At 70.8% G+C, this 25,414-nt stretch carries 21 protein-coding genes; 2 read left to right on the top strand and 19 right to left on the bottom strand.

The genetic code is table 11. The features are described 5' to 3' along the window. Positions 1-92: 92 nt before the first annotated feature. Positions 93-2,351, bottom strand: a complete 2,259-nt coding sequence (locus ACWCRJ_RS41265; RefSeq protein ID WP_450944117.1) for an MMPL family transporter — start codon at positions 2,349-2,351, stop codon at positions 93-95. A 236-nt stretch (positions 2,352-2,587) separates the two neighbouring features. On the opposite strand from ACWCRJ_RS41265, the gene ACWCRJ_RS41260 reads away from it, so the two are divergent. Further along, positions 2,588-3,136, top strand: coding sequence for a DUF1697 domain-containing protein (locus tag ACWCRJ_RS41260; RefSeq protein ID WP_450944116.1), 549 nt, complete (start codon positions 2,588-2,590; stop codon positions 3,134-3,136). Between the two features lie 68 nt (positions 3,137-3,204). Further along, a complete protein-coding gene (locus ACWCRJ_RS41255; protein ID WP_450944115.1) occupies positions 3,205-3,822 on the top strand; it encodes a TIGR03086 family metal-binding protein in 618 nt (205 codons plus the stop codon). Positions 3,823-3,841: 19 nt separating this feature from the next. Here ACWCRJ_RS41255 and ACWCRJ_RS41250 read toward each other — a convergent pair whose 3' ends face one another. From ACWCRJ_RS41250 to sbnA, 18 genes are all read right to left on the bottom strand, one after another. Continuing rightward, complete coding sequence (locus ACWCRJ_RS41250; RefSeq protein WP_450944114.1) at positions 3,842-4,639, bottom strand: hypothetical protein; 798 nt, start codon at positions 4,637-4,639, stop codon at positions 3,842-3,844. Beyond that, positions 4,636-8,607, bottom strand: coding sequence for a hypothetical protein (locus ACWCRJ_RS41245; RefSeq protein WP_450944113.1), 3,972 nt, complete (start codon positions 8,605-8,607; stop codon positions 4,636-4,638). Before ACWCRJ_RS41245 ends, ACWCRJ_RS41250 begins: the two co-directional genes overlap by 4 nt. 255 nt (positions 8,608-8,862) lie before the next feature. Further along, positions 8,863-9,606, bottom strand: a complete 744-nt coding sequence (locus ACWCRJ_RS41240; RefSeq protein ID WP_450944112.1) for a sirohydrochlorin chelatase — start codon at positions 9,604-9,606, stop codon at positions 8,863-8,865. A 5-nt stretch (positions 9,607-9,611) separates the two neighbouring features. Next, entirely contained in the window at positions 9,612-10,541 is a 930-nt protein-coding gene (locus ACWCRJ_RS41235) for an ABC transporter permease (RefSeq protein ID WP_450944111.1), read from the bottom strand. Next, a complete protein-coding gene (locus tag ACWCRJ_RS41230) occupies positions 10,528-11,316 on the bottom strand; it encodes an ABC transporter ATP-binding protein (RefSeq protein WP_450944110.1) in 789 nt (262 codons plus the stop codon). Before ACWCRJ_RS41230 ends, ACWCRJ_RS41235 begins: the two co-directional genes overlap by 14 nt. 36 nt (positions 11,317-11,352) lie before the next feature. Further along, complete coding sequence (locus ACWCRJ_RS41225; RefSeq protein WP_450944109.1) at positions 11,353-12,462, bottom strand: ABC transporter substrate-binding protein; 1,110 nt, start codon at positions 12,460-12,462, stop codon at positions 11,353-11,355. A 219-nt stretch (positions 12,463-12,681) separates the two neighbouring features. Then, positions 12,682-14,016 (bottom strand): sulfate adenylyltransferase subunit 1, encoded by a 1,335-nt coding sequence (locus tag ACWCRJ_RS41220; protein ID WP_450944108.1) that lies wholly within the window; start codon positions 14,014-14,016, stop codon positions 12,682-12,684. A gap of 2 nt (positions 14,017-14,018) precedes the next feature. Beyond that, positions 14,019-14,957 (bottom strand): sulfate adenylyltransferase subunit CysD, encoded by a 939-nt coding sequence (gene cysD / locus ACWCRJ_RS41215; protein WP_450944107.1) that lies wholly within the window; start codon positions 14,955-14,957, stop codon positions 14,019-14,021. After that, a complete protein-coding gene (cysC, locus tag ACWCRJ_RS41210; protein ID WP_450944119.1) occupies positions 14,954-15,508 on the bottom strand; it encodes an adenylyl-sulfate kinase in 555 nt (184 codons plus the stop codon). Before cysC ends, cysD begins: the two co-directional genes overlap by 4 nt. Before the next feature lie 98 nt (positions 15,509-15,606). Continuing rightward, entirely contained in the window at positions 15,607-16,362 is a 756-nt protein-coding gene (locus ACWCRJ_RS41205) for a phosphoadenylyl-sulfate reductase (protein WP_450944106.1), read from the bottom strand. After that, entirely contained in the window at positions 16,359-16,538 is a 180-nt protein-coding gene (locus tag ACWCRJ_RS41200) for a hypothetical protein (RefSeq protein WP_078531503.1), read from the bottom strand. Before ACWCRJ_RS41200 ends, ACWCRJ_RS41205 begins: the two co-directional genes overlap by 4 nt. After that, positions 16,535-18,226: a nitrite/sulfite reductase gene (locus ACWCRJ_RS41195; RefSeq protein ID WP_450944105.1), complete on the bottom strand. Its 1,692-nt coding sequence runs from the start codon at positions 18,224-18,226 to the stop codon at positions 16,535-16,537. Before ACWCRJ_RS41195 ends, ACWCRJ_RS41200 begins: the two co-directional genes overlap by 4 nt. A gap of 168 nt (positions 18,227-18,394) precedes the next feature. Beyond that, the gene (locus ACWCRJ_RS41190) at positions 18,395-18,478 is read right to left on the bottom strand and encodes a putative leader peptide (protein ID WP_309474722.1); all 84 of its coding nucleotides are present in this window, start codon (positions 18,476-18,478) and stop codon (positions 18,395-18,397) included. A 92-nt stretch (positions 18,479-18,570) separates the two neighbouring features. Beyond that, complete coding sequence (locus ACWCRJ_RS41185) at positions 18,571-19,152, bottom strand: GNAT family N-acetyltransferase (protein ID WP_450944104.1); 582 nt, start codon at positions 19,150-19,152, stop codon at positions 18,571-18,573. 90 nt (positions 19,153-19,242) lie between these two features. After that, on the bottom strand, positions 19,243-20,712 hold the full coding sequence (locus ACWCRJ_RS41180) for a hypothetical protein (RefSeq protein ID WP_450944103.1): 1,470 nt from the start codon (positions 20,710-20,712) through the stop codon (positions 19,243-19,245). Between the two features lie 191 nt (positions 20,713-20,903). Further along, positions 20,904-22,247, bottom strand: coding sequence for a GAF domain-containing protein (locus ACWCRJ_RS41175; protein WP_450944102.1), 1,344 nt, complete (start codon positions 22,245-22,247; stop codon positions 20,904-20,906). 382 nt (positions 22,248-22,629) lie between these two features. Beyond that, positions 22,630-24,273, bottom strand: coding sequence for an acyl-CoA dehydrogenase family protein (locus tag ACWCRJ_RS41170; protein ID WP_450944101.1), 1,644 nt, complete (start codon positions 24,271-24,273; stop codon positions 22,630-22,632). Between the two features lie 110 nt (positions 24,274-24,383). Further along, positions 24,384-25,394, bottom strand: a complete 1,011-nt coding sequence (sbnA, locus tag ACWCRJ_RS41165) for a 2,3-diaminopropionate biosynthesis protein SbnA (RefSeq protein WP_450944100.1) — start codon at positions 25,392-25,394, stop codon at positions 24,384-24,386. Positions 25,395-25,414 lie beyond the last annotated feature (20 nt).

Here is a 25,414-nt window from a genome sequence, read left to right as displayed (position 1 = left end):
GCGGGCGCCCCCCGGGGCCCCCGCCGGGGGGGCCGGGGGGGGCCGGCCGGCTTTCCCGCCCCCCCCCGCCCCGTCCGTACCCCTCCCCGGGGTCAGATGCGTACCCTCTCGTCCTCCCTGGCCGGCAGCGGCGCGGGCTCCGGCGACTCGTCGTGGGTGAGGTCCGGCAGCCGGTTCAGCCACGTCGGCAGGTACCAGTTGCGCTCGCCGAGCAGGGCCATCACCGCCGGGAGGAGCACACCCCGGATGATCGTCGCGTCGATGAGGACGGCGGCCGCCAGGCCCACGCCCATCTGCTTCATCGACTGCATGGACAGCGTCCCGAAGATCGCGAACACGGCGACCATGATGACGGCGGCACTGGTCACGACCCCCGCCGTGGTGACGACGCCGTGCCGGATCGCCTCCTTCGTCGTACGGCCCCGCAGCCGGGCCTCACGGATCCGCGAGACCACGAACACGTGGTAGTCCATCGACAGCCCGAACAGGATCACGAAGAGGAACAGCGGCAGCCAGGTGATGATGGCGCCGACGCCCTCCGCGCCCACCAGCGAGGCACCCCAGCCGTGCTGGAAGACCGCGACGAGGATGCCGTACGCGGCGCCCACCGACAGCAGGTTCAGCACGATCGACGTCACCGCGATCGTCAGCGAGCGGAACGACAGCAGCATCAGCAGGAAGGCGAAGACCACGACGAAGGCGAAGACCGGGACGACGGCTCCGGTCAGCTGGTCGTTGAAGTCCTTGTTGCCCGCGACCTGCCCGGTGATCGGCGCCTGGACGCCGTCGACCTCGCCGAGCGTCGCGGGCCGTACCTCGTCGCGCAGCCTGTCCAGGCTCGCACCCGCCCTGTCCTGGTCGGAGCCGCCCACCAGCGGCACGTACACGAAGGCCACGTTCTGCGCGTCGTGCACCTTGATCTCCACCGGCCCCCGCGAGGCACCCGAGGCGACGGCCTCCTTCTTGAAGTCGGCCAGCGCCGCCGTTACGTCGGGGGCGTTGATGTCCTTCGCCTTCACGACCACCTCGGCCGGTTCGGAACCGCCCGGGAAGGCCTCGTTGACCCGGTTGTAGGTCTGCACGATCGGCAGCGAGTCGCCGAACTCCTGGTCCAGCGTGAGGTTCTGCGTCTTCATCCCGACCGCGGGAGCGGCCACGGCGAGCAGCGCACCGGCCGCGACGACCAGCGACAGCGCGGGCTTGGCGAGGACGACCCGCAGGACGGCGTTCCAGAAGCGGCTCTCCGCACCGGCCCCCGAGCGGCCGTTCTTCCGCCGCTTGTCCGGGTGCAGGAACGGGATGCGGCCCTTCTCGACCCGCCCGCCCAGCAGCGACAGCAGCGCCGGCAGCACCGTCACCGAACCGACCATCGCGACGGCGACGACCATCAGCGAGGCCAGGCCCATCGCCTCGAACTCGGCGAGCCCGGTGAACAGCATGCCCGCCATCGCCACGCACACCGTGACACCGGAGACGATGATGGCGCGGCCACTGGTCGCGGCGGCCACCCGCAGCGCGGTCTGCGCGTCCCGGCCCGCCGCACGCTCCTCGCGCTCACGGCGCAGATAGAACAGGCAGTAGTCGACGCCGACGGCCAGACCCACCAGCAGCATCACGGAGTTGGCGGTGTCGCTCATCGGGATCACATGGCTGACGATGGCCATCAGGCCCATCGTCGCGATGATCGCGGTGACGGCCAGCGCCACCGGCAGCAGCGCCGCGACGACCGCGCCGAACGCGATCAGCAGGATGCCGAGCGCCACCGGCACGGCCGAGTACTCGGCCTTCTGGAAGTCGTCCCCGAAGGCGTCGTCGAACGTCTTCATCATCGAGGCGCCACCGATCTCCTCGATCCGCAGCGTCCCGTGCTCCTCCTGGACACCCTCGACGGCCTTCAGCACCGGCTCGATCCGCTCACCCGCGGTGTCCGACGCGCCGCGCACGTCGAACTGCACCAGCGCGCTGCGGCCGTCCTTCGAGATCGTCCCCGCGGCGTACGGCGAGGTCACGTCCATGACCTTCCCGGTGTCGCCGACGGCCTTCATCACGTCGTCCACGGCGGCCCGGAACGCGGGGTCCGTGGCCCTGGTGCCGTCGTCCTTCGCCTGGATCAGGACGCTCTCACCGGCGGGCTCCTCGATCCCCGCCTCCTCGACGATGTGGGCCGCCGTGCTGGTCTCCCCCTTGAGCTGGTCGCTGTCCTTGACCTCGACCGAGCCCATCGCCGAGCCGATCCCCATCGTCAGCACGACGAACAGCACCCAGACACCGACGGCCGCCCACCGGTGCCGGGCGCTCCAGCCGCCGGCGCGGGCGGCGATCCCCCGCACCCGTACCTCTCCGTTCCCCATGACGGGCCAGCCCCCTCGATGTCGATGGCGACCCCCTGCCGCCACCTTTCGTTTCGAAGGTATGGGCTGGATAAACGCATCTCATCGTGCTGTCCGGTGACCCCTCGCGCCTACGAGTCCTCCCCTCGGACCGCACCCCCTCCCCACCAGGGAGGACAGCGACCCCCTACACCTATCCCGCCCTCTCGGGGCCGCCGCTCAGGGTGCACCGGCCCCGACCTGCCTATCGTGACCCCATGACGACGTACGCGGCGCTCCTGCGCGGGATCAATGTGGGCGGCAACAAGAAGGTCCCCATGGCCGACCTCCGCACCCTCCTGACCGGCCTCGGCCACACCGGCGTGGCCACCTACCTCCAGAGCGGCAACGCGGTCTTCACCAGTGACCACGGCGACGAGGACTCCCTCGCGGCCGACCTGACGGCCGCCCTCGCAGGACACTTCGGCTTCACCGTCGACGTCCTCGTACGCGACCACGCGTATCTGCAGGCCGTGCGCGCCGACTGCCCGTTCCCGGCGGCGGAACTGGAGGGCAGGCAGCTCCACGTCACGTACTTCTCGCAAGCCGTGGAGCCGGCCCGCTTCGATTCGATCGACCAAAAGGCCTTCCGTCCCGAGGAGTTCAGGATCGGCGACCGCGCGCTCTACCTCTACGCCCCCGAGGGCCTCGGGCGCTCCAAACTGGCGGAGACCCTGTCCAAGCCCCGCCTTACGAAGGGCCTGATCGCCACGACCCGCAACTGGAACACGGTGGCGAAACTGGCGGAGCTGACCGGGACGGGCTGACCGGGGCCGGCGGCCGGCTGTCGCGTTTGTTCAAGAGGACCGGGCGTGGCGTCCCTAGCGTGGGACGCATGGAGAGCCACGACAGCACCACGCACCCGCACCACCCGTACATGCGCGCATGCGCCGCCGAGGCGGCCCGGGTCGCCCGGGGCGTCACGGCGGACCACCTCGACCGGCCCACCCACTGCGGCGAATGGGACGTCCGTGCCCTGGTCAACCACTGGGTCCTGTACACCTCGCACGGCCTCGAACACCGCGCCCTGCGCACCCCCCTGCCCGAGGAACTGACGAAGCGCGACTTCACCGCCGCCCCCGACTGGGCCGACGCCTACGCCGCCCAGCTGGACCGCGCGGTCGCGGCCTGGGCCGACCCGGCGCTGTGGGAGGGCGACATCGACCTCGGCATGGGCCCGCTGCCCGCCGCCGACCTCGCCGGCATGGTCATCAAGGAGATGGCCGTCCACGGCTGGGACGTCGCGACCGCGACCGGTCAGTCGTTCCGTGTCCCGGACGCCGCGGCCCACTTCGTCCTCGGCGTCGTGGAGACCCACGGCGCCCTCTACCGCCAGTACGACGGCTTCGCCGACCCTGTCCCGGTACCGGCCGACGCGCCGGTGTTCGACCGGGCGCTGGCGTCGAGCGGCAGGGACCCGTGGCAGCGGGCGCTCCCCAACGTACGTTCCTGAGACGGGAACTGATTGCTGGTCAGCGCACGGTGATGGCCTTGGCCACAGCGGGGTGCTGGAGATAGTCGAGCACGCTGTGCGGCCACAAGGGCGCGATGCTGATCTCGGGAAGTTCCTCGACCTCGGCGAAGGCACGGCCCAGCTCCCCCTTGGGGACGGCCACGAAATCACCGATGTCGGCGATGTTGGTCCAGCGCCGAACGCCGGCCGGTTTCGTGCCCCGGCCCCGCACAGGGCCGGGGTCCAGCCGGTGGAAGATCGCGTGGGGGAGTGCCAGCGGAGAGCCGAGCGTCAGGAACAGTTGCACGTCGAGCTGTCCGGCCAGGTCATGGAGGACCTCGTAGGCGACGACGCTGCCGAGCGAGTGCGCGACGACGACATCCGGACGATGCCGGAGCAGGTCGGCCCTGACCCGCTCGCGCACCCGTGCACGGCCGGTGGCGAAGTACCGGTTCACCTCGGGGAAGAACAGCCGGACGCTCTTCTCGACCACGGCCGGCCGCTGCCGCGTTCGCTCGGCGACCTGCCCGCAGATCCACCGGAGCCAGCCGGTCGCCCGGCCCTGGACCCCATCCGGGTCGATCCCCCACGCCAGGGCCCATTGCTCGACGAGGGCGAGTTCGTCCTCGTCGAGGTCGGTGCTCTGCTTCTGGCTGCGCAGCAGGTCGGCGTAGTACGTGGTCTGCACGTCGAGGCCGGTGGCCGTTTCACCCAGAGCCTCGCGCCATTCGGCGCGCAGACGGGCGTTGCCGAGGCGGGGAGTGGTGTCGGCCGCCTTGTAGTTGCGGACGCCGTGGACGCCGAGAATCCGGGTCATGAAGGGAGATCCTCCGACTTGGTTCCGTCACAGTTGTACACGGCGATGGCACTGTTCACATGGACGAATATCTTGTCCGGCCCGGCGAAGCCGAAGGGGCCCGGCCATCCCGGCAAGGGAATACGGGCCGTGAGTCGCAGACTGCGGGAGTCCCAGATCTTGATCGTATTGGTCCTGGAGTTGGGATCCTGCATTGCCAGGGCGATCAGCCTGCTGTCAGGGGAGAAGACCACGTTGGAATGATGACTCACGGTTGTTCCGTTGGCGTAAGCGCCGATGCGAATGGTCTCGATCGGTGGAGTCGGGAGCGAGTCGATGCGCAAGATGTACAGGCGATCGTCGTAGTTGTGGCCTACCAGGATCCGGCTGTCCGGCGTGAAGTGGAAAGTGGGGATGCCGGTGCGCAGTTTCATCGGAACCGATCCGACTTCGCGTCCCGTGGCGGGATCACGGAGAGCCAGGCAACCCTTGTTCTTGTCGTAGGCGGCGACGAACCGACCGTCGGGCGAACCGGTTACCGCAGAGGCGTCGAACCGCGTCAGCCGAAGAGGTTCCGCCTTCTGCGTGAACGATGTCCACAGCCGCAGGCCCGATGAACCGCCGCTCACCAGCAGCGACTGATTCGACGGATGGAACACCAGAGGTCTGGAGTAACTTGCCGCGAGGCGACTGACCGTGCGTCGGGTCGCGACATCGATCAGTTCCAGTGTGTTCGACGTACCCAGGGCAAGCAGTGAGCCGTCCGCCGAACAGGCAATCGCCGCCACGCTGTTGCTAGCGTCGGCCGGTCGTATTGGTTGCGTCGGTTCGAAGTTCTCGCCGGACCAGAGCGCGACCTTCCTGTCCTGAACAGCGACGAGGTAACCACCGCGCTCGGAGAAGGCGATACCTCGTGTCGCCTCGTGGCTCAGCGGGACATCGACCTTCCAGTCTGCCGTTCGCCACAGGGTGAGTCCGCGATTGCCAGAGACGGCCAGATGCCTTCCATCGGGGCTGAACTCCACGTCGGCGGCGTCCTCGCTGCCTTCCAACCGTGCTACTTCCGTGGGGGGACAGTTGGTGATATCCCACACGGAAGCGTCGAGGTCGGCACTGCCCACGGCGAGCCATCGGCTGTCGCGTGAGAAGGCCAGGGCTTGGACGGAGCCGGTGTGGCAGCGCCACGGCTTCCCGACGAGAACGCGGTCACGTACGTTCCAGAGTTGGATGTTCCGCTGCCAGGATGCTGTTCCGAAGGCCAATAGACGACCGTCGGGGGAGAACGCGACATCGCTGACGAAGTCCTCGAGTGACTGGCCTATGGGCGGCGAGACCGGACGCCAGGTCTCCGTCTCCATGACCTGTACATCGTTGAAACCACCAGTGGCGAAGAGAGCTCCGTCCGGTGAGAAGGCCGCGCGGGACAGCGGTCCGTTTGCGCTCGCGACTACGCGCGCGTTCGATTCCGCTTCACCGCCCTCCGCCCAGAGGAAAGATACAGCCGCCTGCTCCGGCTGAAAGGTCAGCTCCTCGGCGATGCGGGCGAATTCCCGCCGGTAGTCCGGAAGGCTCAGGCGATCGGCGTCGAAGGCGAACACCCAGGCCCGGTCGATGCTGCTGGTGAGCCATGCGTGGGTCGACCACGAGGCGTTCAACAGGCGGATGTACGTGGCGGCCTGCTCGGAGCGGACGAGATCGAGCGCGCGGTGATCCTCGCGGGGGTCGAAGCGGACGAGGAAGTAGGGATCGGTGAGCAGGGCCTCGGCGTATTCCTCGGAACCGGCCGCCGTGACATGGCCGAGGGCGTGCCGGAAGACGTATGGCTCCGCGGGGCCATGGACGGATTCCCAGCGATCCGAGTGCCGGACCGGATCCGCGAGATAGGGGTTGACGAGTTCCGCGAGCAGAGCCCGCTCCAGCCCCCTGTGCCGTGCTTCGTCCCACGGGTCCGCATCCTCCGGGTGGTCGTGGAGGTAGTCCGCGAGCCCTTGCTGGAAGATCCGGTAGAGGGCCTCCTTGCTCACGGGGTCGACGCCGGTGCGCAGGAAGGGCGAGGCGTCCCGCAGAGTGCCCAGGAACTCCTCGTCGGTGATCCCGCCGCGGTCCAGTGCCTTGAGACAGCGACGCAGGGCCGTCCGGGGCATGCCGTCGCCGCGTGAGCGGGCCAGGATCGCGAGGACCGCGCGCAGTGCCGGAAACTCCTCGGCACGGGCGCGCAGCACCGCTTCCAGGAGGTCCGGCAGGTTGGGCGTGGCCAGCTTCGCGTGCGCGGTGGCGCCCACCTCGTCCTGCGGCGGGTGCTTCAGCGTCATCAGGTAGTGCACATACAGGCCGGCGAGCAGGAACGGCCCCCAGGGACTGTCCTGCCGCAGCCCGCGGACGATGCCCTGCGCCCCGAGCTTCGCCAGGAGGCCGACGAACTCGGCGGCGGCGCCGGTGGTGTAGGACTCGCAGGTCGCCAGCAGTTGAGCTATGTAGCGGCGAATGTCCTCCTCGACCGCGAGCCGGTCGGCGGTGTCCAGGTCGACGCGGTCGACCTGGATCTCCGGCATCTCCTCGATGGCGGACAGCGCGTCGATCACTTCGTGCCGACCGCCCAGCAGGATCCGGCAGGGCGGTCGGCCGGACGTGCCGTCCTGTTCCCTCTGGGCGACGAGGTCGGCGACGATACGCAGCACCGATTGCGGGTCCGTGCTCTCGTCGATCGCGTCGAGCACGATCAAGCGGTTCCTCCCCTCCAGTTCCAGGGCCTTACGCAGCAGGGCCGAGGTCCAGGGCGCGGAATCGGCGGTGTGCGCTCCGGAGTCAGTTGCTTCTGTCCGCCGGTCGGGGTCGGACTCGTCCTCGTGCTCCTCCCTCGGCCGCTGGAGCTGGGCATGTCCCGCGATCGTGTCGATCACCTGCTGCGCCGAGCGCTGCCGGGCGTGCAGGGCGACCACGTGGGGGACCTCCGGAAGCGGTTGCTCCGTGGAGGTCCACAGCTCGCGGAAGCGGCCCCGCAGATCCGGGTGTGCCGCGCAGACGATGACGCCCAGCAGCCCCGACTTGCCCGCACCGGCGGCACCGGTGACGGTCAGCAGTGGGCTGTCCGCGGCCTGCCACGCCATGTACTGCTTCAGTTCCGAGGCCCGGCCCGAGAAGAAGCCGACGCCGATGTCGACGGGCACCAGGCCACGCCCGGAGGCCCGGTCGATGAAGTAGAGAGCGTCGCCGATCTCCTCGCCCGCCGCGATACGGCTGCCCAGATCCCTGCGCAGGTCCTCTTCCCCCGGTACGTAGCCGAGCGAACGACGCTGCCGCTGGAACTCCTCGGGGCTGAGGTTGGCCCGTTGCGGAGTGGGGAGGAAAGGCCAGTCGCCGTCACCCTGGGTCAGACTGAAGCCCAGAGACAGACGCTGTCCGGCGGCGTCCGCCCTGACCACCTGGGCCAGGCTCTCGACGAACAGGGCGAAGCTGATCGCCTCCGCGTTCAGGGAGAAGTCCCGGTCCCGCAGCCGATGGAGCGCGGTCGCGATCCAGCCGCTGAACCGCCCACCTTCCGTCGGTGAACCGCTCACGGACGCTCCGAGCAGCCACACCCCGCGTTCGCCGTCCAGTTCGGACAACGGCTGCCGACCCGTCGCGACGCCCGCCGAACACGTGTCCACGAGGAACACCACGCGCCGCCGGTTCCCGCCCCGCTCTACCTCTCGCTGCGCCCGCTCGATCCAGTGATCCAGCTCGACATCCCGGTCGTCACGGGCGACCAGACCCAGACGTCCACCGCGGTCCGTACGGCCGTGCCCGATCACGTGGACGACTGTGACGTCGGCCGGCTCCCGCTCGTTGACGAGCCGCCGGCGCAACAGCCTCTCGATGGTCTCCTCGTCCTCGTCCAGCGAGCGTTCGACCTCGGCTCCCAACCGTTCGAAGGCATGCCGGACTTCGTCCATCCGCGAGGAGACGAAACCCAACTCCTCCATGTCGGTGCCGTCATCGAAGCTCCCCACCCCGATCGACAGCACGGAGACACCCAGAGCACCACAACGGCCGTCCGAACCCCGCAACGCGACTCCCGCACACATCAGTTGGCGCAGCACCGGACTGCCGAACCGGCGCGATCCTCCTGACGCTACCCGAACATGAAGTCCGTACGACAGATCCGCTCCCCACGCCATGCACCGCGAAGCCTCCGTCCAGGAGCGGGACGGACCGGGCCTGTCAGCCGTACAAAAGCCGCCGTGATGGCGACACGTGAGGACGGTTCAGGCCGCGATGAGCTGCCCCTGCCGCAGCGCGGCGGTGTAGCGGCGCAGCAGCAGCGAGGCCAGTTCGGGGGAGGGGCCGAGAACCTCGGCCAGCACGTCCGCGCCCGCCTCCGCCGCGCCTCGCGCGATCCGGTCCGGCAGCCGGCCGGGTGCGATGACGTACGGCGCCACGGCCACCCGCTCGCAGCCGAGGGCCCGCAGTTCACGTACGGCGTCAGCGGTGCGGGGCAGGGACGCGGAGGCGAACGCGGGTCGCACGGCGCACCAACCGGTGTGCCACCACTCCCGCGCGATGTCGGCGATCACCGCGATCGCCTCCGGGTCGGAGGACCCCGCCGAGGCCAGGACGACCCCGGTCGAGGACTTGTCGGCGGGGCTCAGCCCCGCCTCGTACAGCCGGCGTTCGAGGGCCGACAGCAGCAGGGGCGAGGGGCCGAGGACCTCCGCCCGGCGGATGCGCAGGGACGGCGGCGCCTCCCGCAGGACCGCCGGGATGTCCGCCTTGGCGTGGAAGGCGCGGGTCAGGAGCAGGGGCAGGGCCACCACGTCCCGTACGCCCTGTGCCGCCAGCGACTCCAGCACCCCCTGGACGGAGGGGACGTCGAAGTCGAGGAAGCCGGTCTCCACGCGCAGCCCGGGGCGCATCGCCCGCACCCGGCGGACGAGGGCGTGCACGGTCGCGGCGTGCCGCGGGTCGCGGCTGCCGTGGGCGACGACGAGGAGAACCGGCTTCTCGTACATGTGGATCAGCTCTTCACCAGCAGGCCGCGGCTGCGCAGCACCCACCGCTCCAGCGGGCTGAAGATCAGCAGGTCGATGGCGATCCCGACGATCAGGATGAGGAAGATCGCGAGGAACACCTGCGGCATGCTGCTGTTGGTGCGGCCCGCCTCCAGCATCTGCCCGAGACCCGAGCCGATGTCGGGGGCCTTGGCGATGATCTCGGCGGCCATCAGCGAGCGCCACGAGAACGCCCAGCCCTGCTTCAGACCGGCCACGTACCCGGGCAGGGCCGCCGGCATGACGATGTGCCAGGTGCCCTTCAGCCCGGTCGCGCCCAGCGTGCGCCCGGCCCGCAGGAACAGCGGCGGCACCTGGTCGATGCCGGACACCAGGCCGTTGGCGATCGAGGGGACCGCGCCGAGCAGGATCACCGTGTACATCACCGACGGCTCCAGGCCCAGCCACACCACCGCGGCCGGCACCCACGCCACCGACGGCAGCGACTGCAGACCGGAGAGGATCGGGCCGATCGCCGCCCGGACGACCCGGACCCGGGCCACCAGCAGACCCAGCGGGGTACCGATCGCCAGAGCGGCCAGGAAGCCGAGCAGGCCGCGCGAGACGCTGGTCCAGATGGACTCCAGGAGCGTGCCCTGCAGCCAGGCCTGCCGGACCTCCCCCCACACCGCCGAGGGCGCGGGCAGCTTGTAGGCGGGGGCCACCTCCGCCAGGACGAGGAGCTGCCAGACCGCCAGCACCAGCGCGATCGCCGTGATCGGGGGCAGCACCTTCTGGACGAGTACCTGACGCAGCGGCGGCCGCCCGGTCTGCACCGAGTCCAGCGCGTCGAGGCCCGCCTCCAGCCCGGCGAGATCGTCGGCGTCCTTGACGTCCTTGACGTCCCTGACGTCCTTGCCGGGGACGGTGCCGCTCTCGGTCTCAGTGCTGGCCATGGCGGCGGATCTCCCTACGCAGTTCTTCGGTGATCTCGACGGACAGCTCCGCCACGGCGGTGTCCTCGATGCGGCGCGGCTGCGGGATGCCCACGGTCCACTCGCGGGCCACGCGGCCGGGCCGCGAGGACAGCAGGACGACCCGCTCGGCGAGTCGTACCGCCTCACGCACGTTGTGCGTCACGAACAGCACCGAGACCTGTGTCTCGCGCCAGATCCGGGTCAGCTCGTCGTGGAGCACGTCGCGGGTGATGGCGTCGAGCGCGGCGAACGGCTCGTCCATCAGCAGCAGCTTGCTCTCCTGTGCCAGGGCGCGGGCCAGGGCGACGCGCTGGCGCATACCGCCCGACAGCTCGTGCACCCGCTTGCCGTACGCGCCCTTCAGCCGGACCAGACCGAGCAGGTTCTCGGTCCGCTCACGGCGCTCGTGCTTGGCGACTCCCCGCAGTTTCAGGGCGAGTTCGATGTTCTTGCCCGCGGTGAGCCACGGGAACAGGGCGTGCTCCTGGAACATCAGGGCCGGACGCCCGTCGGTCGTGATGCTGCCCGCGGTCGGGGCGTCGAGACCCGCGACCAGGTTGAGCAGCGTCGACTTGCCGCAGCCCGAGGCCCCCAGGAGGGTGACGAACTCGCCGGGAGCGACATCGAGCGTGATGTCGTCCAGCACGAGCTGCTGCCCGGCCGGTCCGGAGAAGGACTTCGATACGTGCTCGATACGGGCGGCATGCTGCGCCGCCTGGACGCCGTCGGCGGCCTTGGCGAGTGCGGTGGCCATGGTCGTCACCTCCTGGGAACTCATCGGACTTCGCGGTTACTTGACGCCGAGACCGGCGTCGCTGACCTCGTCGTCGCCCTCGGCCTTGAGGACCTTGTTGAGCAGCGTCAGGTCGTAGATCCCGTCGAGCTTCGGGTTCTCCAGCAGCCCGGCCTTGACCGCGTGATCGGCCTCGGTCTGCAGGGTGGACGCCAGCGGGTCGTTGATGAACTGGATGGACTTCCAGGCCGGGTCGAGCACGTCCGCCGGCAGTTCCTTGCCGGAGTCGGCCTTGAGCTGGGCGTTCGCCGCGGCCTTCGCCGCGTCGGCGTCGGAGACGATGAACGCGTTGGTCTTGACCGAGCCGCGCAGGACGGCCTCCACCACGTCCGGGTGCTGCTTCAGGAACTCCTGGCGCACGATGATGTTCGTGATCACGAACTTCTTGTCCGGCCACAGGTCGGCCTCGTCCAGCAGCACCTTCCCACCCTCGGCGACCAGCTTGGACGCGGTCGGCTCCGGCACCCAGGCGCCGTCGATGGCACCGGACTTGTAGGCGTCCGGGGTGACGGAGTTCTCCGTGCGGACCACGGACACATCGCCCTTGCCGGTGTTCGCGTCGACCTTCCAGCCCTGCTCCGCGATCCAGTTGAGGAACGCCACGTCCTGCGTGTTGCCGAGCTGCGGGGTGGCGATCTTCTTGCCCTTGACGTCCTTCAGGGACTTGATCTTGTCCGGGTTGACGACCAGCTTCACACCGCCGGACGCCGAACCGCCGATGATGCGCAGGTTGGCGCCGTCGGCCTTGGTGTAGCCGTTGATCGCCGGGGACGGGCCGATCCAGCCGATGTCGATGGAGCCGCCGTTGAGGGCCTCGATCTCCGAGGGGCCGGCGTTGAAGGTCGTGTACTTCGCCTTCGTACCGCCGAGCTCCTTCTGGAAGAAGCCCTTCTGGATACCGACGAGAGCGGTCGCGTGGGTGAGGTTGCCGAAGTAGCCGATGTTGACGGTGTCGAGACCGTCGATCTTCTCGGCGCCGGCGGCGACCTTGTCGGTCTTGGACTCCGTGGACTCGGAGCCGTAGCCGCAGGCGGCCAGCGCCAGCAGCGGGAGGGCGGTGATGGCCGCGAAGGTACGCCGGAAAGCAGCGGAGCGGTGTGCAGGCACGGGAGGTGTTCCTCTCGGAGGCCCGGCGGTCACGGTCTCTCAGGTCGTGGCCGGGAAATCGGGTTTTCGTCTACGGCGGTGGGGGGTGAGGGCGCGCAGGCAGTGCGCGTACGTCAGCGCACACATCGCGCCACTCCGCCCTGCCCGCTTCCGAGGGCGCCGCTGCCCACCCGGCCGCCCTCCTTCGCGAACGTCGCGTAGAAGTCCTGGGAGTTCATGTCAGAAGTCCCACCCGTCGTCCTCGGCCTCGTCCTTGACGGGCTCCGGGGAGGCGAACGACTCGCCGACCATGCCGGCGGTGAGTGTGGTGCCGTCGTTCGGGTCGATCAGGATGAACGAACCGGTGCGCCGCGAGTCCGAGTAGGAGTCGACGGGCAGCGGCTCGGCGGTACGGATCTTCACTCGGCCGATGTCGTTGGCGACGAGCTGTCCCGGGTGCGGGTGCAGGGACAGGTCATCGAGGGTGAGCCGGGACGGGATGTCCTTGACGATCGCCTTGACGGTACGGGTGCCGTGCTTGAGCAGCACGCGGTGGCCGACGGTCAGCGGGGCGTCGGCGACGTGGCAGACGGTCGCCTCGATGTCCTGGGTGGTCGGCGGGGCGTCCTTGCTGGGTACCAGCAGGTCGCCGCGCGAGATGTCGATGTCGTCCTCCAGGAGGATCGTCACCGACTGGGTCGTCCAGGCGACGTCGACCGCCTCGCCGAGCAGGTCGATGCCGGCGATCTTCGTGGAACGCCCCGAGGGCAGCACCGTGATCTGCTCGCCGACCCGGAAGGAACCGGCGGCGATCTGACCGGCGTAGCCCCGGTAGTCGGGGTGCTCGGCGGTCTGCGGCCGGATCACGTACTGCACGGGCAGGCGCGCGTGGCAGTGGCTCAGGTCGTGGGCGACCGGGACCGTCTCCAGGTGCTCCAGCACGGTCGGGCCGCCGTACCAGTCCATGTTCGCGGACGGCTCCACCACGTTGTCACCGGCGAGCGCCGAGATCGGGATCGCGGTGACCTCCGGGACGCCCAGCTCGGTGGCGTACGCCGTGAACTCCTCGGCGATCGCGGCGAAGACGGGCTCGGCGTAGTCGACCAGGTCCATCTTGTTGACCGCGAGTACCACGTGCGGCACCCGCAGCAGCGCCGCGAGGGCCGCGTGCCGACGGGTCTGTTCGACGACACCGTTGCGGGCGTCGATGAGGATCACCGTCAGCTCGGCCGTGGAGGCGCCCGTCACCATGTTGCGGGTGTACTGCACATGGCCGGGGGTGTCGGCGAGGATGAAGCGGCGGCGCGGGGTGGCGAAGTAGCGGTAGGCCACGTCGATGGTGATGCCCTGTTCCCGCTCGGCCCGCAGGCCGTCGGTGAGCAGCGCGAGGTCCGGGGCATCCTGGCCGCGGCTGGCGGAGACACGCTCCACGGCCTCCAGCTGGTCGGTGAGGACCGACTTGGAGTCGTGCAGCAGCCGTCCGACGAGGGTGGACTTGCCGTCGTCGACGGAACCGGCGGTGGCGAACCGCAGCAGCGTGGTGGCCGAGAGCTCCTCGGCGGTGATCGTGCTCATGCTTAGAAGTACCCCTCGCGCTTACGGTCTTCCATCGCGGCCTCGGACATCTTGTCGTCGGCGCGGGTCGCGCCGCGCTCGGTGAGCCGGGAGGCGGCGATCTCGGTGATCACGGCGTCCAGCGTCGTCGCGTCGGAGTCGACGGCGCCGGTGCAGGACATGTCACCCACGGTCCGGTAGCGCACCAGGCGCTTCTCGACGGTCTCGCCGTCCTTGGGGCCGCCCCACTCTCCGGCGGTCAGCCACATGCCGGCCCGCTGGAACACCTCGCGCTCGTGGGCGAAGTAGATCTCCGGCAGTTCGATGCCCTCGCGGGCGATGTACTGCCAGACGTCCAGCTCGGTCCAGTTGGACAGCGGGAAGACGCGGACGTGTTCGCCGGGGGCGTGGCGGCCGTTGTAGAGGTTCCACAGCTCGGGGCGCTGGCGGCGCGGGTCCCACTGGGAGAACTCGTCCCGCAGGGAGAACACGCGCTCCTTGGCGCGGGCCTTCTCCTCGTCGCGGCGCCCGCCGCCGAAGACCGCGTCGAACTTCTCGGCCTGGATCTTCTCGGTCAGCGGCACCGTCTGGAGCGGGTTGCGCGTCCCGTCCGGGCGCTCCTTGAGCACTCCGCGGTCGATGTAGTCCTGGACGGAGGCGACGTGCAGGCGCAGCCCGTGGTCGGCGACGGTGCGGTCGCGGTACTCCAGGACCTCGGGGAAGTTGTGCCCGGTGTCCACGTGCAGCAGGGAGAAGGGGATCGCCGCGGGGGCGAACGCCTTCAGCGCCAGGTGCAGCATGACGATGGAGTCCTTGCCGCCGGAGAACAGGATCACCGGCCGCTCGAACTCACCCGCCACCTCGCGGAAGATGTGGACCGCCTCGGACTCCAGGGCGTCCAGGTGGGACAGGGTGTACGGGGTGCCGGTCTCCCCGGAGACGGCGGCGACGGTCGTCGTCATGCCAGACCCTTCTCGGTGAGCAGCTGGTGGACCAGCGCCGCGGACTCCTGGACCGTCTGGTTCTGCGACTCGATGCGCAGGTCCGGGGTCTCGGGAGCCTCGTACGGGTCGTCGACACCGGTCAGCCCGGAGATCTCGCCGGCCGCCTGCTTGGCGTACAGACCCTTCACATCGCGCTCCGAGCACACCTCGACCGGCGTGGCCACGTGCACCTCGACGTACGCGGCACCGCTGGCGGCGTGGCGCCCCCGGACCGCCTCGCGGCTGTCGGCGTAGGGCGCGATGACCGGAACGAGGGCCTTGACGCCGTTACGGGCGAGGAGTTCGGCGAGGAAGCCGATGCGCTGCACGTTGGTGTGGCGGTCGGCGCGGCTGAAGCCCAGGTCCGCGGTGAGGAACTCGCGGATCTCGTCGCCGTCGAGGACCTCCACGAGGTGGCCGTCCTCGCGCAGGCGGCCCGCCAGCTCGTGGGCGATGGTGGTCTTGCCGGCACTCGGCAGACCCGTGAGCCAGACGGTGGCTCCCGTGGCTCCGGTGACTCCGGTCGTCACTTGGTTCTCCTGGTTCGTCGCGGGGGCACGGCCCGTCCCGGGGACGGTGCTCCCGACGGTGTCGGCTGTCTCGGCGGTGCCGGTGGCCACTGCGGCGCTCACAGGTGCAGCCCGCACTCGGTCTTGTTGTTGCCCGCCCAGCGGCCGGCCCGCGCGTCCTCGCCGGGGGCGACCCGGCGGGTGCAGGGGGCGCAGCCCACGGAGGTGTAGCCGTCCATGAGCAGGGGGTTGGTGAGCACGCCGTGCTCGGCGACGTAGGCGTCCACGTCGTCCTGCGTCCAGCGCGCTATCGGGGAGACCTTGACCTTGCCGCGCTTGTCGTCCCAGCCGACGACCGGGGTGTTCGCCCGGCTCTCGGACTCGTCGCGGCGCAGGCCCGTCGCCCACGCGTCGAACCGGGTCAGCCCCTCTTCCAGCGGCTTGACCTTGCGCAGGAAGCAGCAGAGGTCGGGGTCGCGGTCGTGCAGCTTCGGCCCGTACTCGGCGTCCTGCTCGGCGACCGTCTGCCGCGGGGTGATCGTGATGACGTTGACGTCCATCACGGCCTCGACGGCGTCCCGGGTGCCGATGGTCTCCGGGAAGTGGTAGCCGGTGTCCAGGAACACGACGTCCACGCCGGGCCTGGCCCGGGAGGCGAGGTGCGCGACCACCGCGTCCTCCATGGAGGAGGTCACGCAGAAGCTCTTGCCGAAGGTGTCCACGGCCCACTGGAGGATCTCCAGCGCCGAGGCGTTCTCCAGATCACGGCCGGCCTGCTCGGCGAGCGCCTTGAGCTCGGCGCGCTTCGCCGCTTCCGGGCCGGCCGTGTCCGGCGAGGAAGCCGCTGTGTCGGAATCCGCCTGAACGGTAGTCATATGTGATCCCCTCCGCTGTCGGCTCGCTGAAATCCCCGGGACAGCAGCCCGAGGAACTTCAACTGGAAGGCTCGATTGCAGGCCCCGCATTCCCACGCGCCGTGTCCGGCCTCGTGGGGGCGCAGGTCCTCGTCACCGCAGTAGGGGCAGTGGAAGGGGGCGGCTCGCTCGCTCACGACAGGGCCTCCTCGTCGGCGCGGGTGACCCACGCGGCGAACCGCTCGCCGTCCGCGCGCTCGTCCTGGAAGCGCTTGAGCACACGCTCGACGTAGTCGGGCAGTTCGTCGGCCGTGACCTTCAGGCCGCGCACCTTGCGGCCGAAGCCGGCCTCCAGACCGAGTGCGCCGCCGAGGTGCACCTGGTAGCCCTCGACCTGCTCGCCCGCGTCGTTCAGGACGAGCTGGCCCTTGAGACCGATGTCCGCCACCTGGATACGCGCGCAGGCGTTCGGGCAGCCGTTGATGTTGATGGTGATCGGCTCGTCGAACTCCGGGATGCGGCGCTCCAGTTCGTCGATCAGCAGCGAGCCGCGCGCCTTGGTCTCGACGATGGCGAGCTTGCAGTACTCGATGCCGGTGCAGGCCATGGTGCCGCGTCGGAAGGGCGAGGGGTTGACCGTGAGGTCCAGCGCCTCCAGGCCCGAGACGAGCGAGTCGATCTGTTCCTCGGTGACGTCGAGCACGATCATCTTCTGCTCGACGGTGGTCGCGACCCGGCCGGAGCCGTGCGCCTCGGCGAGGTCGGCGATCTTCGTCAGCGTGGTGCCGTCCACGCGGCCGACACGCGGGGCGAACCCGACGTAGAAGCGGCCGTCGTTCTGCGGGTGCACGCCCACGTGGTCGCGCCAGCGCGCCACCGGCTGGTCCGGCGCCGGGCCGTCGACCAGCTTGCGCTTCAGGTACTCGTCCTCCAGGACCTGACGGAACTTCTCCGTGCCCCAGTCGGCGAGCAGGAACTTCAGGCGGGCGCGGGTGCGCAGCCGCCGGTAGCCGTAGTCGCGGAAGATCGAGATGACGCCCTCGTAGACGTCCGCGACCTCGTCCAGCGGCACCCACGCGCCGAGCCGCTGCCCGATCTTGGGGTTGGTGGAGAGGCCGCCGCCGACCCACAGGTCGAAGCCGGGGCCGTGCTCGGGGTGGCGGACACCGACGAACGCGATGTCGTTGATCTCGTGCGCCACGTCGAGCAGCGGCGAGCCGGAGATCGCGGACTTGAACTTGCGGGGCAGGTTCGAGAAGTCCTTGTTGCCGATGATCCGCCGCTGGATCTCCTCCATCGCGGGCGTGCCGTCGATGATCTCGTCCGCGGCGATCCCGGCGACGGGTGAGCCGATGATCACACGGGGGGTGTCACCGCAGGCCTCGGTGGTGGACAGGCCGACGGCCTCCAGCCGCTCCCAGATCTCGGGCACGTCCTCGACGCGGATCCAGTGGTACTGCACGTTCTGCCGGTCGGTGATGTCGGCGGTGCCCCGCGCGAACTCCTGCGAGATCTCGCCGATCACCCGGAGCTGGCGGGTGGTCAGCCGCCCGCCGTCGATCCGCACGCGCAGCATGAAGTACTTGTCGTCCAGCTCCTCCGGCTCCAGGATCGCGGTCTTGCCGCCGTCGATCCCGGGCTTGCGCTGGGTGTACAGCCCCCACCAGCGCATCCGGCCGCGCAGGTCGTTGGGGTCGATCGAGTCGAAGCCGCGCTTCGAGTAGATCGTCTCAATGCGTGTCCGCACATTGAGACCGTCGTCGTCCTTCTTGAACTGCTCGTTGCCGTTGAGCGGGGTGAAGTGTCCCGCGGCCCACTGGCCCTCACCACGGTGACGGCTCGCCTTACGGCGGGGCGTGGCGGGGTTCTGCGGGGTGGCGGCCATGGGTGTATGTCCTTCGGGAAAGGCGGGGAGGCGGCTCTGACCTGCGCTTGCGCGCGCATGCGGGCACACACCGGCAGCGTGTGCGGCGCCTGCGCGTCCTTGCGCGGGCTGAAACAGAGGAGGTGCGGCGCTGGGGCCCGGGGTCGTCCGACCCCTCGCGGTCGGGCGTCAGCTCACCGGACAGATGGCGCTGGACATGCGGCCGAGGTCGACGTGCCGCCGACTCACCAAGGCAATTCCAGTTCCAGACATGACGGAAGCGTGTCACGGCTCTTTAGACCGAGTCCACCGTCATCCATATGTCGGACAAGGATGTCTCGCATGGCGAGACGATGTGATGTGGGTCATGGTGTGGGAACGGCCGCTCCGGGCCAGGGCCCCGGCGCCGGGACGTCCGCCTCCTCGGTCACCTTCGTGTCGAACAGCCGGAAACCCCGCCGCAGGTAGTTCCCCATGGCGTGCTCCCCGTCCAGGGAGCAGGTGTGCAGCCAGACCCGCTTGGTCGGCGGCAGCTCCGGCCACCGCTCGGCGAGGTCCCAGGCGCGGGCCGTCCCGTACGACAGCAGATGCCCGCCGATGCGCCGTCCCCGGAACGCCGGGACCAGCCCGAAGTACGCGATCTCCACGACCCCGTCGTCCTGCGGCTCCATCTCCACGTACCCGGCGGGCGTCCCCCGGTCGTGGGCGACCCAGGTCTCCACACCCGGCCGGCCCAGGTGCTCCTGCCACCGCTCGTACGACCACGACAGCCGGTCGGTCCAGCGGATGTCACCGCCGACGGAGGCGTACAGGAAGCGGCTGAACTCGGGGGAGGGGACCCCGGCGCGCACGATACGGACGTCGTCGCCCTCGGGTGCGGTGGCGGGAAGCAGGTCGCTGGGCGAGGTCTGCTCCAGGGACCAGGTGGTGACGGGACTGCTGCTCATGGGCCCAGGGAACCACGAGGCCCGGCCCGCCTCCAAGGCCGGGCCGGGTCACCTGGCCGGGCTTGGGGGCGGGCCGGCCGACCGGTCGCCCTAGCCCAGCGCGCTGTCGACGTCCCGCAGCCGCACCGCGTAGAGCACGCGCTCCGGGACGGGATCGGTGAGCGTCCACACCTCGCCGGTCTCCGGCGAGTAGGAGAGGGAGGCGGTGTGCCGCCCCCAGCAGGCGTACGACTCCAGGTCCGCGCCCGAGGTCCCGCTCGAATCGCCGGCCGGACACTTGGCGGCGTCGGCCCCCTCCTCGTCCTGCCGCCAGAGGGTGCCCTGCGTGCCGCGCTTCTCCGCGGCCTGCTCGACGTACCAGTCCCCCTGGTGGGCGAGGACCCCCTGGACGCCGGTGGCCTCGGTCTCGTACGCCTCGGTCGCCACGGCGTCGCTCCGGCGCCCGCTGGTGCTGAGCAGGCCGGTGCGGTCGCCGGTGACGTCGAGGGCGTAGCGCCAGACGCGGGCGGGTTCCTCGCGGCCGGGGCGGAACCACTCGTTCGCCACGACCGTGGGCGGTGTCGACGTCCGGTCGAGGGAGAGCGAGCCGAAGCAGGGCACCCCGTCGTTGTCGCGCGCGTCGCAACCGTCGCCCGACGGGGGGCTGTAGGAGGCGACCGCGGGCAGCGCGTACCGGTAGTGGTGGGCCGACCAGCCCTTGCCGGCTTTACCGCCCTTGCCCGGCTTGTCGACCGTGCCGATCGCGTCGCTGTCGGTCACGTCGGCGCGCAGGAAGCGGGCCAGGTCGAACACGTACAGCGAGTCGTCCTGCCCTTCGCGGCCGCCCGGACCTCGCGCGGTGACGATCAGCTTGTCGTCGTACCAGGCCATGCCGCCGAGCCGGGAACGCAGGCCCTCGAAGCCCTGGCCGCCGGTCGTCGGCACGACCAGCAGGACCCATCGGTAGGCGAGGTTCGCCGGGTCGCTCGCGTCGACGAAGGCGACCCGGGCGAGCCCCTTCTCGTCGACGGGGACGAGGCCGGTGCCGTCCCGGCCCGCGCCGTCCGTGCCGCCGCGGTCCGCGTTCGCCGCGCCGCCGCCGGGCGGGACGCTCCGCACACCGGTGTGCGACCAGCCGGCCACGATGACCCGGTTGTCCCGGGACGTGGTGACCGAGCGGGGGGCCCACTTGTCGCTGACCGCGTCGCCCGCCTCCCAGCAGTACGCCCGCACGGCCACCGGCTCGACGGGCAGATTGTCCTTCTCGCTGTCGAAGCAGTCGCCCTCGCCGCGCATCGCGTGGTTCGCGCTGCGCAGCACCTCGTCGACACCGACCGGGCCGCCCGTCGCCCGGGCCAGGCCGTGCAGGTCGGTGGGGTCGGTCAGGGTCTCCCGGAGCTGCAGCCTGTGCAGCTCACCGGCCGAGGTGAGGGAGGAGAGGGAGCCCGGCGTGCTGCCGCCCGCGGCCTGCGAGGTGCTGATCAGCGTGGCCGCCGCCGTGAGCGCCAGCGCGGTGCCCGCCAGGGACGCACGCAGCGCACGTCCCCTTCTGCGTCGTCGGTGCCTGCCGCGGTGCTGCATAAAACCTCCCGGGGACGGCCAACTGCCCGCCGTGAAGAAGATCTTGACGGGGAGGCAGGTGGGGCGGCCTGGCAGCGATGCTACGGCAGTGGGACACGTGTCACGCCGAGGTCCCGGGAAATACAGGGAGATCCCTCATTCCGAGGCCATGATCCGTTCACCGGGAGTTGTTGCGGATGTTCGACCCGAGTTCAGCTGACCGGCTCGGCTCTCTCGTGTCCCGGGGGTCTTTCCTCGCGGAACGGACCACGCGCGCAGGCGCCCCGCGCCCGCACCACCCCCGGTGCCACCGAGTGCGGCAACAGGTCCGACGGGGCCTCGGGCAGCCGGACTTCGACGTCGGCCCGCTCGGTGAAGCGGTACGGGCGGTGGTCGAGGAAGGCGCCGAGGTAGCGGCGTACGCGGGACATCTCGGCGCGGACGGTGACGGTGCGGGCGGGGTCGCCGAACATGTCGTCGGCGAGGGCGGAGGCGCTGCGGCCGCCGCGGTGCAGGGCCAGGAGGTACAGGAGTTCGGCGTGGCGGGGGGTCAGTTCATGGGTCCAGGAGCCCGCCGAGCCGGCGACGGTGACACTCCAGCGGCGCGGGTGGCAGACGTCGAGGGTGATGTGTGTGGCGGTCGGCGCGGGCGCCGGGTCCGCGGTGGGGCGTATCAGCCAGCCGTCGGGCAGCGGATCGACGGTGCACAGACCGAGCGCCGGGAGCCAGCAGCGGCCGGGGGAGAGCGACTTGGGGAGGGCGACGCGGCTGGTGTACGGCATGCCGGTCACCGCGGCCGTCCAGCCGTCCCGGTCGACGGCGACCGCGCGGCCGCCGATACGGGCCAGTACCGGGGCCGCCACCGCGCGCAGTTGTTCGAGCGAGGTCAGGTGCAGGTCCCGCAGCCGGGCCTCGGCGAGTCTGGCGACCGCGTCGACCAGGGCGAGGGTGGAGGGGTGCAGGGTCTCCAGGGGACCGCTGATGTCCACCACCCCGAGCAGCCTGCCGTCGCGCGGGTCCGTGACCGGGGCGCCGGTGCAGGTCCAGGGGTGCAGGGCGCGCACGAAGTGCTCGGCGGAGAAGACCTGGACGGCGCGGCGGGAGACGAGGGGGGTGCCGATGCCGTTCGTGCCGACGGTCTCCTCGCGCCAGTCCGCGCCGATACCGAGCCCCTGCCCGTCGGCCTTGCGCAGTACGGCCGGACTGCCCTCCCGCCATAGCACCCGGGCGTCGGCGTCGGCGACCATCATGATGTGCTGCGCGGTGTCCGCCAGGGAGAGCAGCCCCTCGCGGAGCACCGGCAGGACGTGGCGCAGCCGTGTGGTCCGGCGGCGGCGCTCGATCTCGTCGCGGCCGAGGAGGTCGGAGCGGAAGTCGTGGTCGGGGTCGACACCGCTGCTCACCGTACGGCCCCAGGACTCGCGGATGGCGGGGCGCGGGGCAGGTTTCGAGGGCCGGCCGTCGAGGGTGTGGGCGCGTACCTCGCCGAGGACGCGGGCCGCTCGGGCGGCGTCCGTGGCGGTGAGCCGCGCGACTTCCAGCGGCGAGTGCGGCACTCGTTCCTCCCCGGCAGGCCCCTGGCTCCTCGGCCCCGGTGGTCGTGGAAATCCGGCTCTGCGCGACGGTGTTGACTGCGGCTTCACAGTCTGCCGCTCTTCGGCCACGGAGGGGCACACTCCGGCCACAGAGCGCGGACGAGTTGCAACCCCCTGCAACCCTGGCGGACCGCCCCGCCCTCCCTTGAAACTTGTTCGACGTCGCCCCGGTGCGACGTACACGCTCCTCAAGGGGGCTCTGGAAGCGGGGGTGGTGCCGTGTCGGCGCAGCACCACTCCCGCGTCGTACCGCCCGGCATCGGGCCACCCGGGACTCGGGCCACCCGGCTTCGGACCACCCGAAAGAGGGGCGCCCGCCGCGGGCGGGGTTCCTCGCGGCGGCTCAGCCGAGCGGACGTGCCCGTTCCACGATCGACGCCAGATCCAGCGTGTGCGGCAGGGTGCCGAAGGCCGTGCCCCGGTCGCCGCCGAGCCGGGAGGCGCAGAACGCGTCGGCGACCGCCGGGGGCGCATATCGCACGAGGAGCGCCCCTTGCAGGACGAGGGCGAGCCGTTCCACGAGCCTGCGTGCGCGGGCCTCGATGCCGTCCAGGTCGGCGAGTTCGGTCAGCAGGCCCTTGATCGCGCCGTCGAGCCGGTGGTCGGCGCCGCGCGCGCGGCCCACCTCCCGCAAGTAGGCGTCCAGGGCTCCCGGTTCGCGCTGGAGCGCGCGCAGCACATCCAGGGCCTGCACGTTTCCGGCGCCCTCCCAGACGGAGTTGAGCGGGGACTCGCGCAGCAGCCGGGGCATGCCGGACTCCTCGACATAGCCGTTGCCGCCGAGGCACTCGGACGCCTCGACCACGAGCGGGGCACAGCGCTTGGTCACCCAGTACTTGGCCACGGGCACCGCGAGCCGCAGGAACGCACGTTCGTATCCGTCGCCCGACTCCGCAGCGTCGTACGCCGCCGCCACCCGCATCGCCAGCACCGTCGCCGCCTCCGACTCCAACGCCAGATCCGCGAGGACGTTGCGCATCAGCGGCTTGTCGATCAGAGGCCCGCCGAACGCCTCCCGGTGCGCGCAGTGGTGCACCGCCTGCGCCACCGCCTGCCGCATCAGCGAGGCCGCGCCCAGCGCGCAGTCCAGCCGGGTGGCGGCCACCATCCCGATGATCGTGCGCACCCCCCGCCCCTCGTCCCCGACCCGGCGCGCCCACGTCCCGTCGAACTCGACCTCGGCGGAGGCGTTGGAGCGGTTGCCCAGCTTCTCCTTCAGCCGCTGGATGCGGAACACGTTCCGTGACCCGTCGGCCAGCACCCGGGGCACCAGGAAGCACGTGAGCCCTCCCGGAGCCTGCGCCAGCACGAGGAACCCGTCCGACATCGGCGCCGAGCAGAACCACTTGTGCCCGGTCAGCTCGTACGTCCCGTCCTCGGCCAGCGGCCGTGCGACGGTGGCGTTGGCGCGTACGTCGCTGCCGCCCTGCTTCTCGGTCATGGCCATCCCGAAGAGGGCGCCGGCCTTCTGCCCGGCGGGCCGCATGTCCCAGTCGTAGAGCATGGACGTCAGCCGCGGCTCCCACTCGGCGGCGAGCGCCGGGTCCGTGCGCAGGGCGGGCACCGCCGCGTGCGTCATCGACAGCGGGCAGCCGTTGCCGGTCTCGACCTGGGTCCAGACGACGAACGCGGCCGCCCGCCGCACATGCCCCCCGGGCCGCGTCCAGGCCGCGGTCAGTCCCGCCGACACCCCCTTGCCGAGCAGCCGGTGCCACGACGGATGGAACTCCACCTCGTCCACCCGGTTCCCGTACCGGTCGTACGCCCGCAGCTTCGGCGGGTTCTCGTTCGCCAGCCGCCCCCACTCCTGCACCTGGGCGGAGCCCGCCGTACGGCCGAACCCCGACAGCTCCTCGCGCGCCTCGTCCAGCAGCTCCGGAGCCAGATGCCGCTCGACCGCCTCGCCGAGCACCTGGTCGGCGGCGAAGACGTCGTAGTCCACCAGGGGCGGAGCCTGATTGGTCACTTCGTGGGTGCTGGATGCCATATCCGGAACCTACCCGTCGGCGTCACGTCGTCACGGCGACGCAACCGGTGTCCGGCGGCGGGTGCCCGGCGCCGGACCAGGACGGTCCGGCGCCGGACCGCGCGGGCCGGTCAGACGGGCGCCGCCAGCTCGCCCGTCCCCACGTCACCCGTGCCGAACTCCTCCTCCGGGGCCGCCACACCCTCCCCGTACTGCTCCTGCGGCCAGCCCGGCCGGTAGATCGTGTCGAGGTAGCGCTCCCCGAGGTCCGGGGAGACCGCCACCGCCGTGGTGTCGGGCGAGCCGTTGCGGGCCAGCCACGCGCCGGCGCCGCTGACGACCGTGCCGGTGGAGCCCCCGAAGAGGAAGCCGCGCCGGGCCATGCGGTGACACGCCCGTACGGTGTCGGCCTCCTCCACCCGGACGACGTCGTCCACATAGGACGCGTCGAGCAGCGCCGGGCTCACGCTCGTGCCGAGCCCCGGGATCATCCGGCGGCCCGGCGCCCCGCCGAACGCGACCGAGCCGACACTGTCCACCGCGACGATCCGCACCCGGCGCCGCCGCTCCCAGAACCACCGGGCGCAGCCCATCAGCGTCCCCGAGGTGCCGACCCCCACGAACAGCACGTCCAGGCGTGGGAACTGCCGGGCGACGGCGGGCGCGGTGGTGCGGTAGTGCGCCTGCCAGTTCGCCTCGTTGGTGTACTGGTCCAGCCACACGTACCGCGGGTCGGTCGCGCACAGCGCGCGCACGTACGCGATCCGGGCACCGAGGAAACCGCCGTGCGGGTCCGGCTCGGAGATGACGTGGACCCGGCTGCCCAGCGCCTCGATCACGCGCCGGGTCTGCGGATTGCACCGGGAATCGGTCACGCACAGGAACCGGTGGCCCCGGCTCGCCGCGATCATGCTCAGCGCGACGCCCAGATTGCCGGACGACGACTCGACCAGCGTCGAGCCCGGCCTCAGCCGCCCCTCCCGTTCGGCGGCCCGCACCATCTCGGACGCGGCCTTGAGCTTGATCGAGCCGGCGAAGTTGAACCCCTCGCACTTCAGGAAGAGCTGATGTCCGACGACCTGGCGCAGATCGACGTACAGCTCCTCCTCGTTGAAGTCCGTGGGAACGGATATGACTGGCACCGCTGCCCCCCTGGTTGTGC

It is taken from the genome of Streptomyces sp. NPDC002324 (assembly GCF_053593335.1).
Note: the sequence above shows the minus strand (reverse complement) of the source record. Positions and strands in the feature narration are given on the sequence as shown.

Excerpts from the sequence above, each read along its gene's own strand:
- ACWCRJ_RS41265 (WP_450944117.1), bottom strand. The coding sequence starts at position 2,351 with ATGGGGAACGGAGAGGTACGGGTGCGGGGGATCGCCGCCCGCGCCGGC.
- ACWCRJ_RS41260 (WP_450944116.1), top strand. The coding sequence starts at position 2,588 with ATGACGACGTACGCGGCGCTCCTGCGCGGGATCAATGTGGGCGGCAAC.
- ACWCRJ_RS41255 (WP_450944115.1), top strand. The coding sequence starts at position 3,205 with ATGGAGAGCCACGACAGCACCACGCACCCGCACCACCCGTACATGCGC.
- ACWCRJ_RS41250 (WP_450944114.1), bottom strand. The coding sequence starts at position 4,639 with ATGACCCGGATTCTCGGCGTCCACGGCGTCCGCAACTACAAGGCGGCC.
- ACWCRJ_RS41240 (WP_450944112.1), bottom strand. The coding sequence starts at position 9,606 with ATGTACGAGAAGCCGGTTCTCCTCGTCGTCGCCCACGGCAGCCGCGAC.
- ACWCRJ_RS41235 (WP_450944111.1), bottom strand. The coding sequence starts at position 10,541 with ATGGCCAGCACTGAGACCGAGAGCGGCACCGTCCCCGGCAAGGACGTC.
- ACWCRJ_RS41230 (WP_450944110.1), bottom strand. The coding sequence starts at position 11,316 with ATGGCCACCGCACTCGCCAAGGCCGCCGACGGCGTCCAGGCGGCGCAG.
- ACWCRJ_RS41220 (WP_450944108.1), bottom strand. The coding sequence starts at position 14,016 with ATGAGCACGATCACCGCCGAGGAGCTCTCGGCCACCACGCTGCTGCGG.
- cysD (WP_450944107.1), bottom strand. The coding sequence starts at position 14,957 with ATGACGACGACCGTCGCCGCCGTCTCCGGGGAGACCGGCACCCCGTAC.
- ACWCRJ_RS41205 (WP_450944106.1), bottom strand. The coding sequence starts at position 16,362 with ATGACTACCGTTCAGGCGGATTCCGACACAGCGGCTTCCTCGCCGGAC.
- ACWCRJ_RS41195 (WP_450944105.1), bottom strand. The coding sequence starts at position 18,226 with ATGGCCGCCACCCCGCAGAACCCCGCCACGCCCCGCCGTAAGGCGAGC.
- ACWCRJ_RS41190 (WP_309474722.1), bottom strand. The coding sequence starts at position 18,478 with ATGTCTGGAACTGGAATTGCCTTGGTGAGTCGGCGGCACGTCGACCTC.
- ACWCRJ_RS41185 (WP_450944104.1), bottom strand. The coding sequence starts at position 19,152 with ATGAGCAGCAGTCCCGTCACCACCTGGTCCCTGGAGCAGACCTCGCCC.
- ACWCRJ_RS41180 (WP_450944103.1), bottom strand. The coding sequence starts at position 20,712 with ATGCAGCACCGCGGCAGGCACCGACGACGCAGAAGGGGACGTGCGCTG.
- ACWCRJ_RS41170 (WP_450944101.1), bottom strand. The coding sequence starts at position 24,273 with ATGGCATCCAGCACCCACGAAGTGACCAATCAGGCTCCGCCCCTGGTG.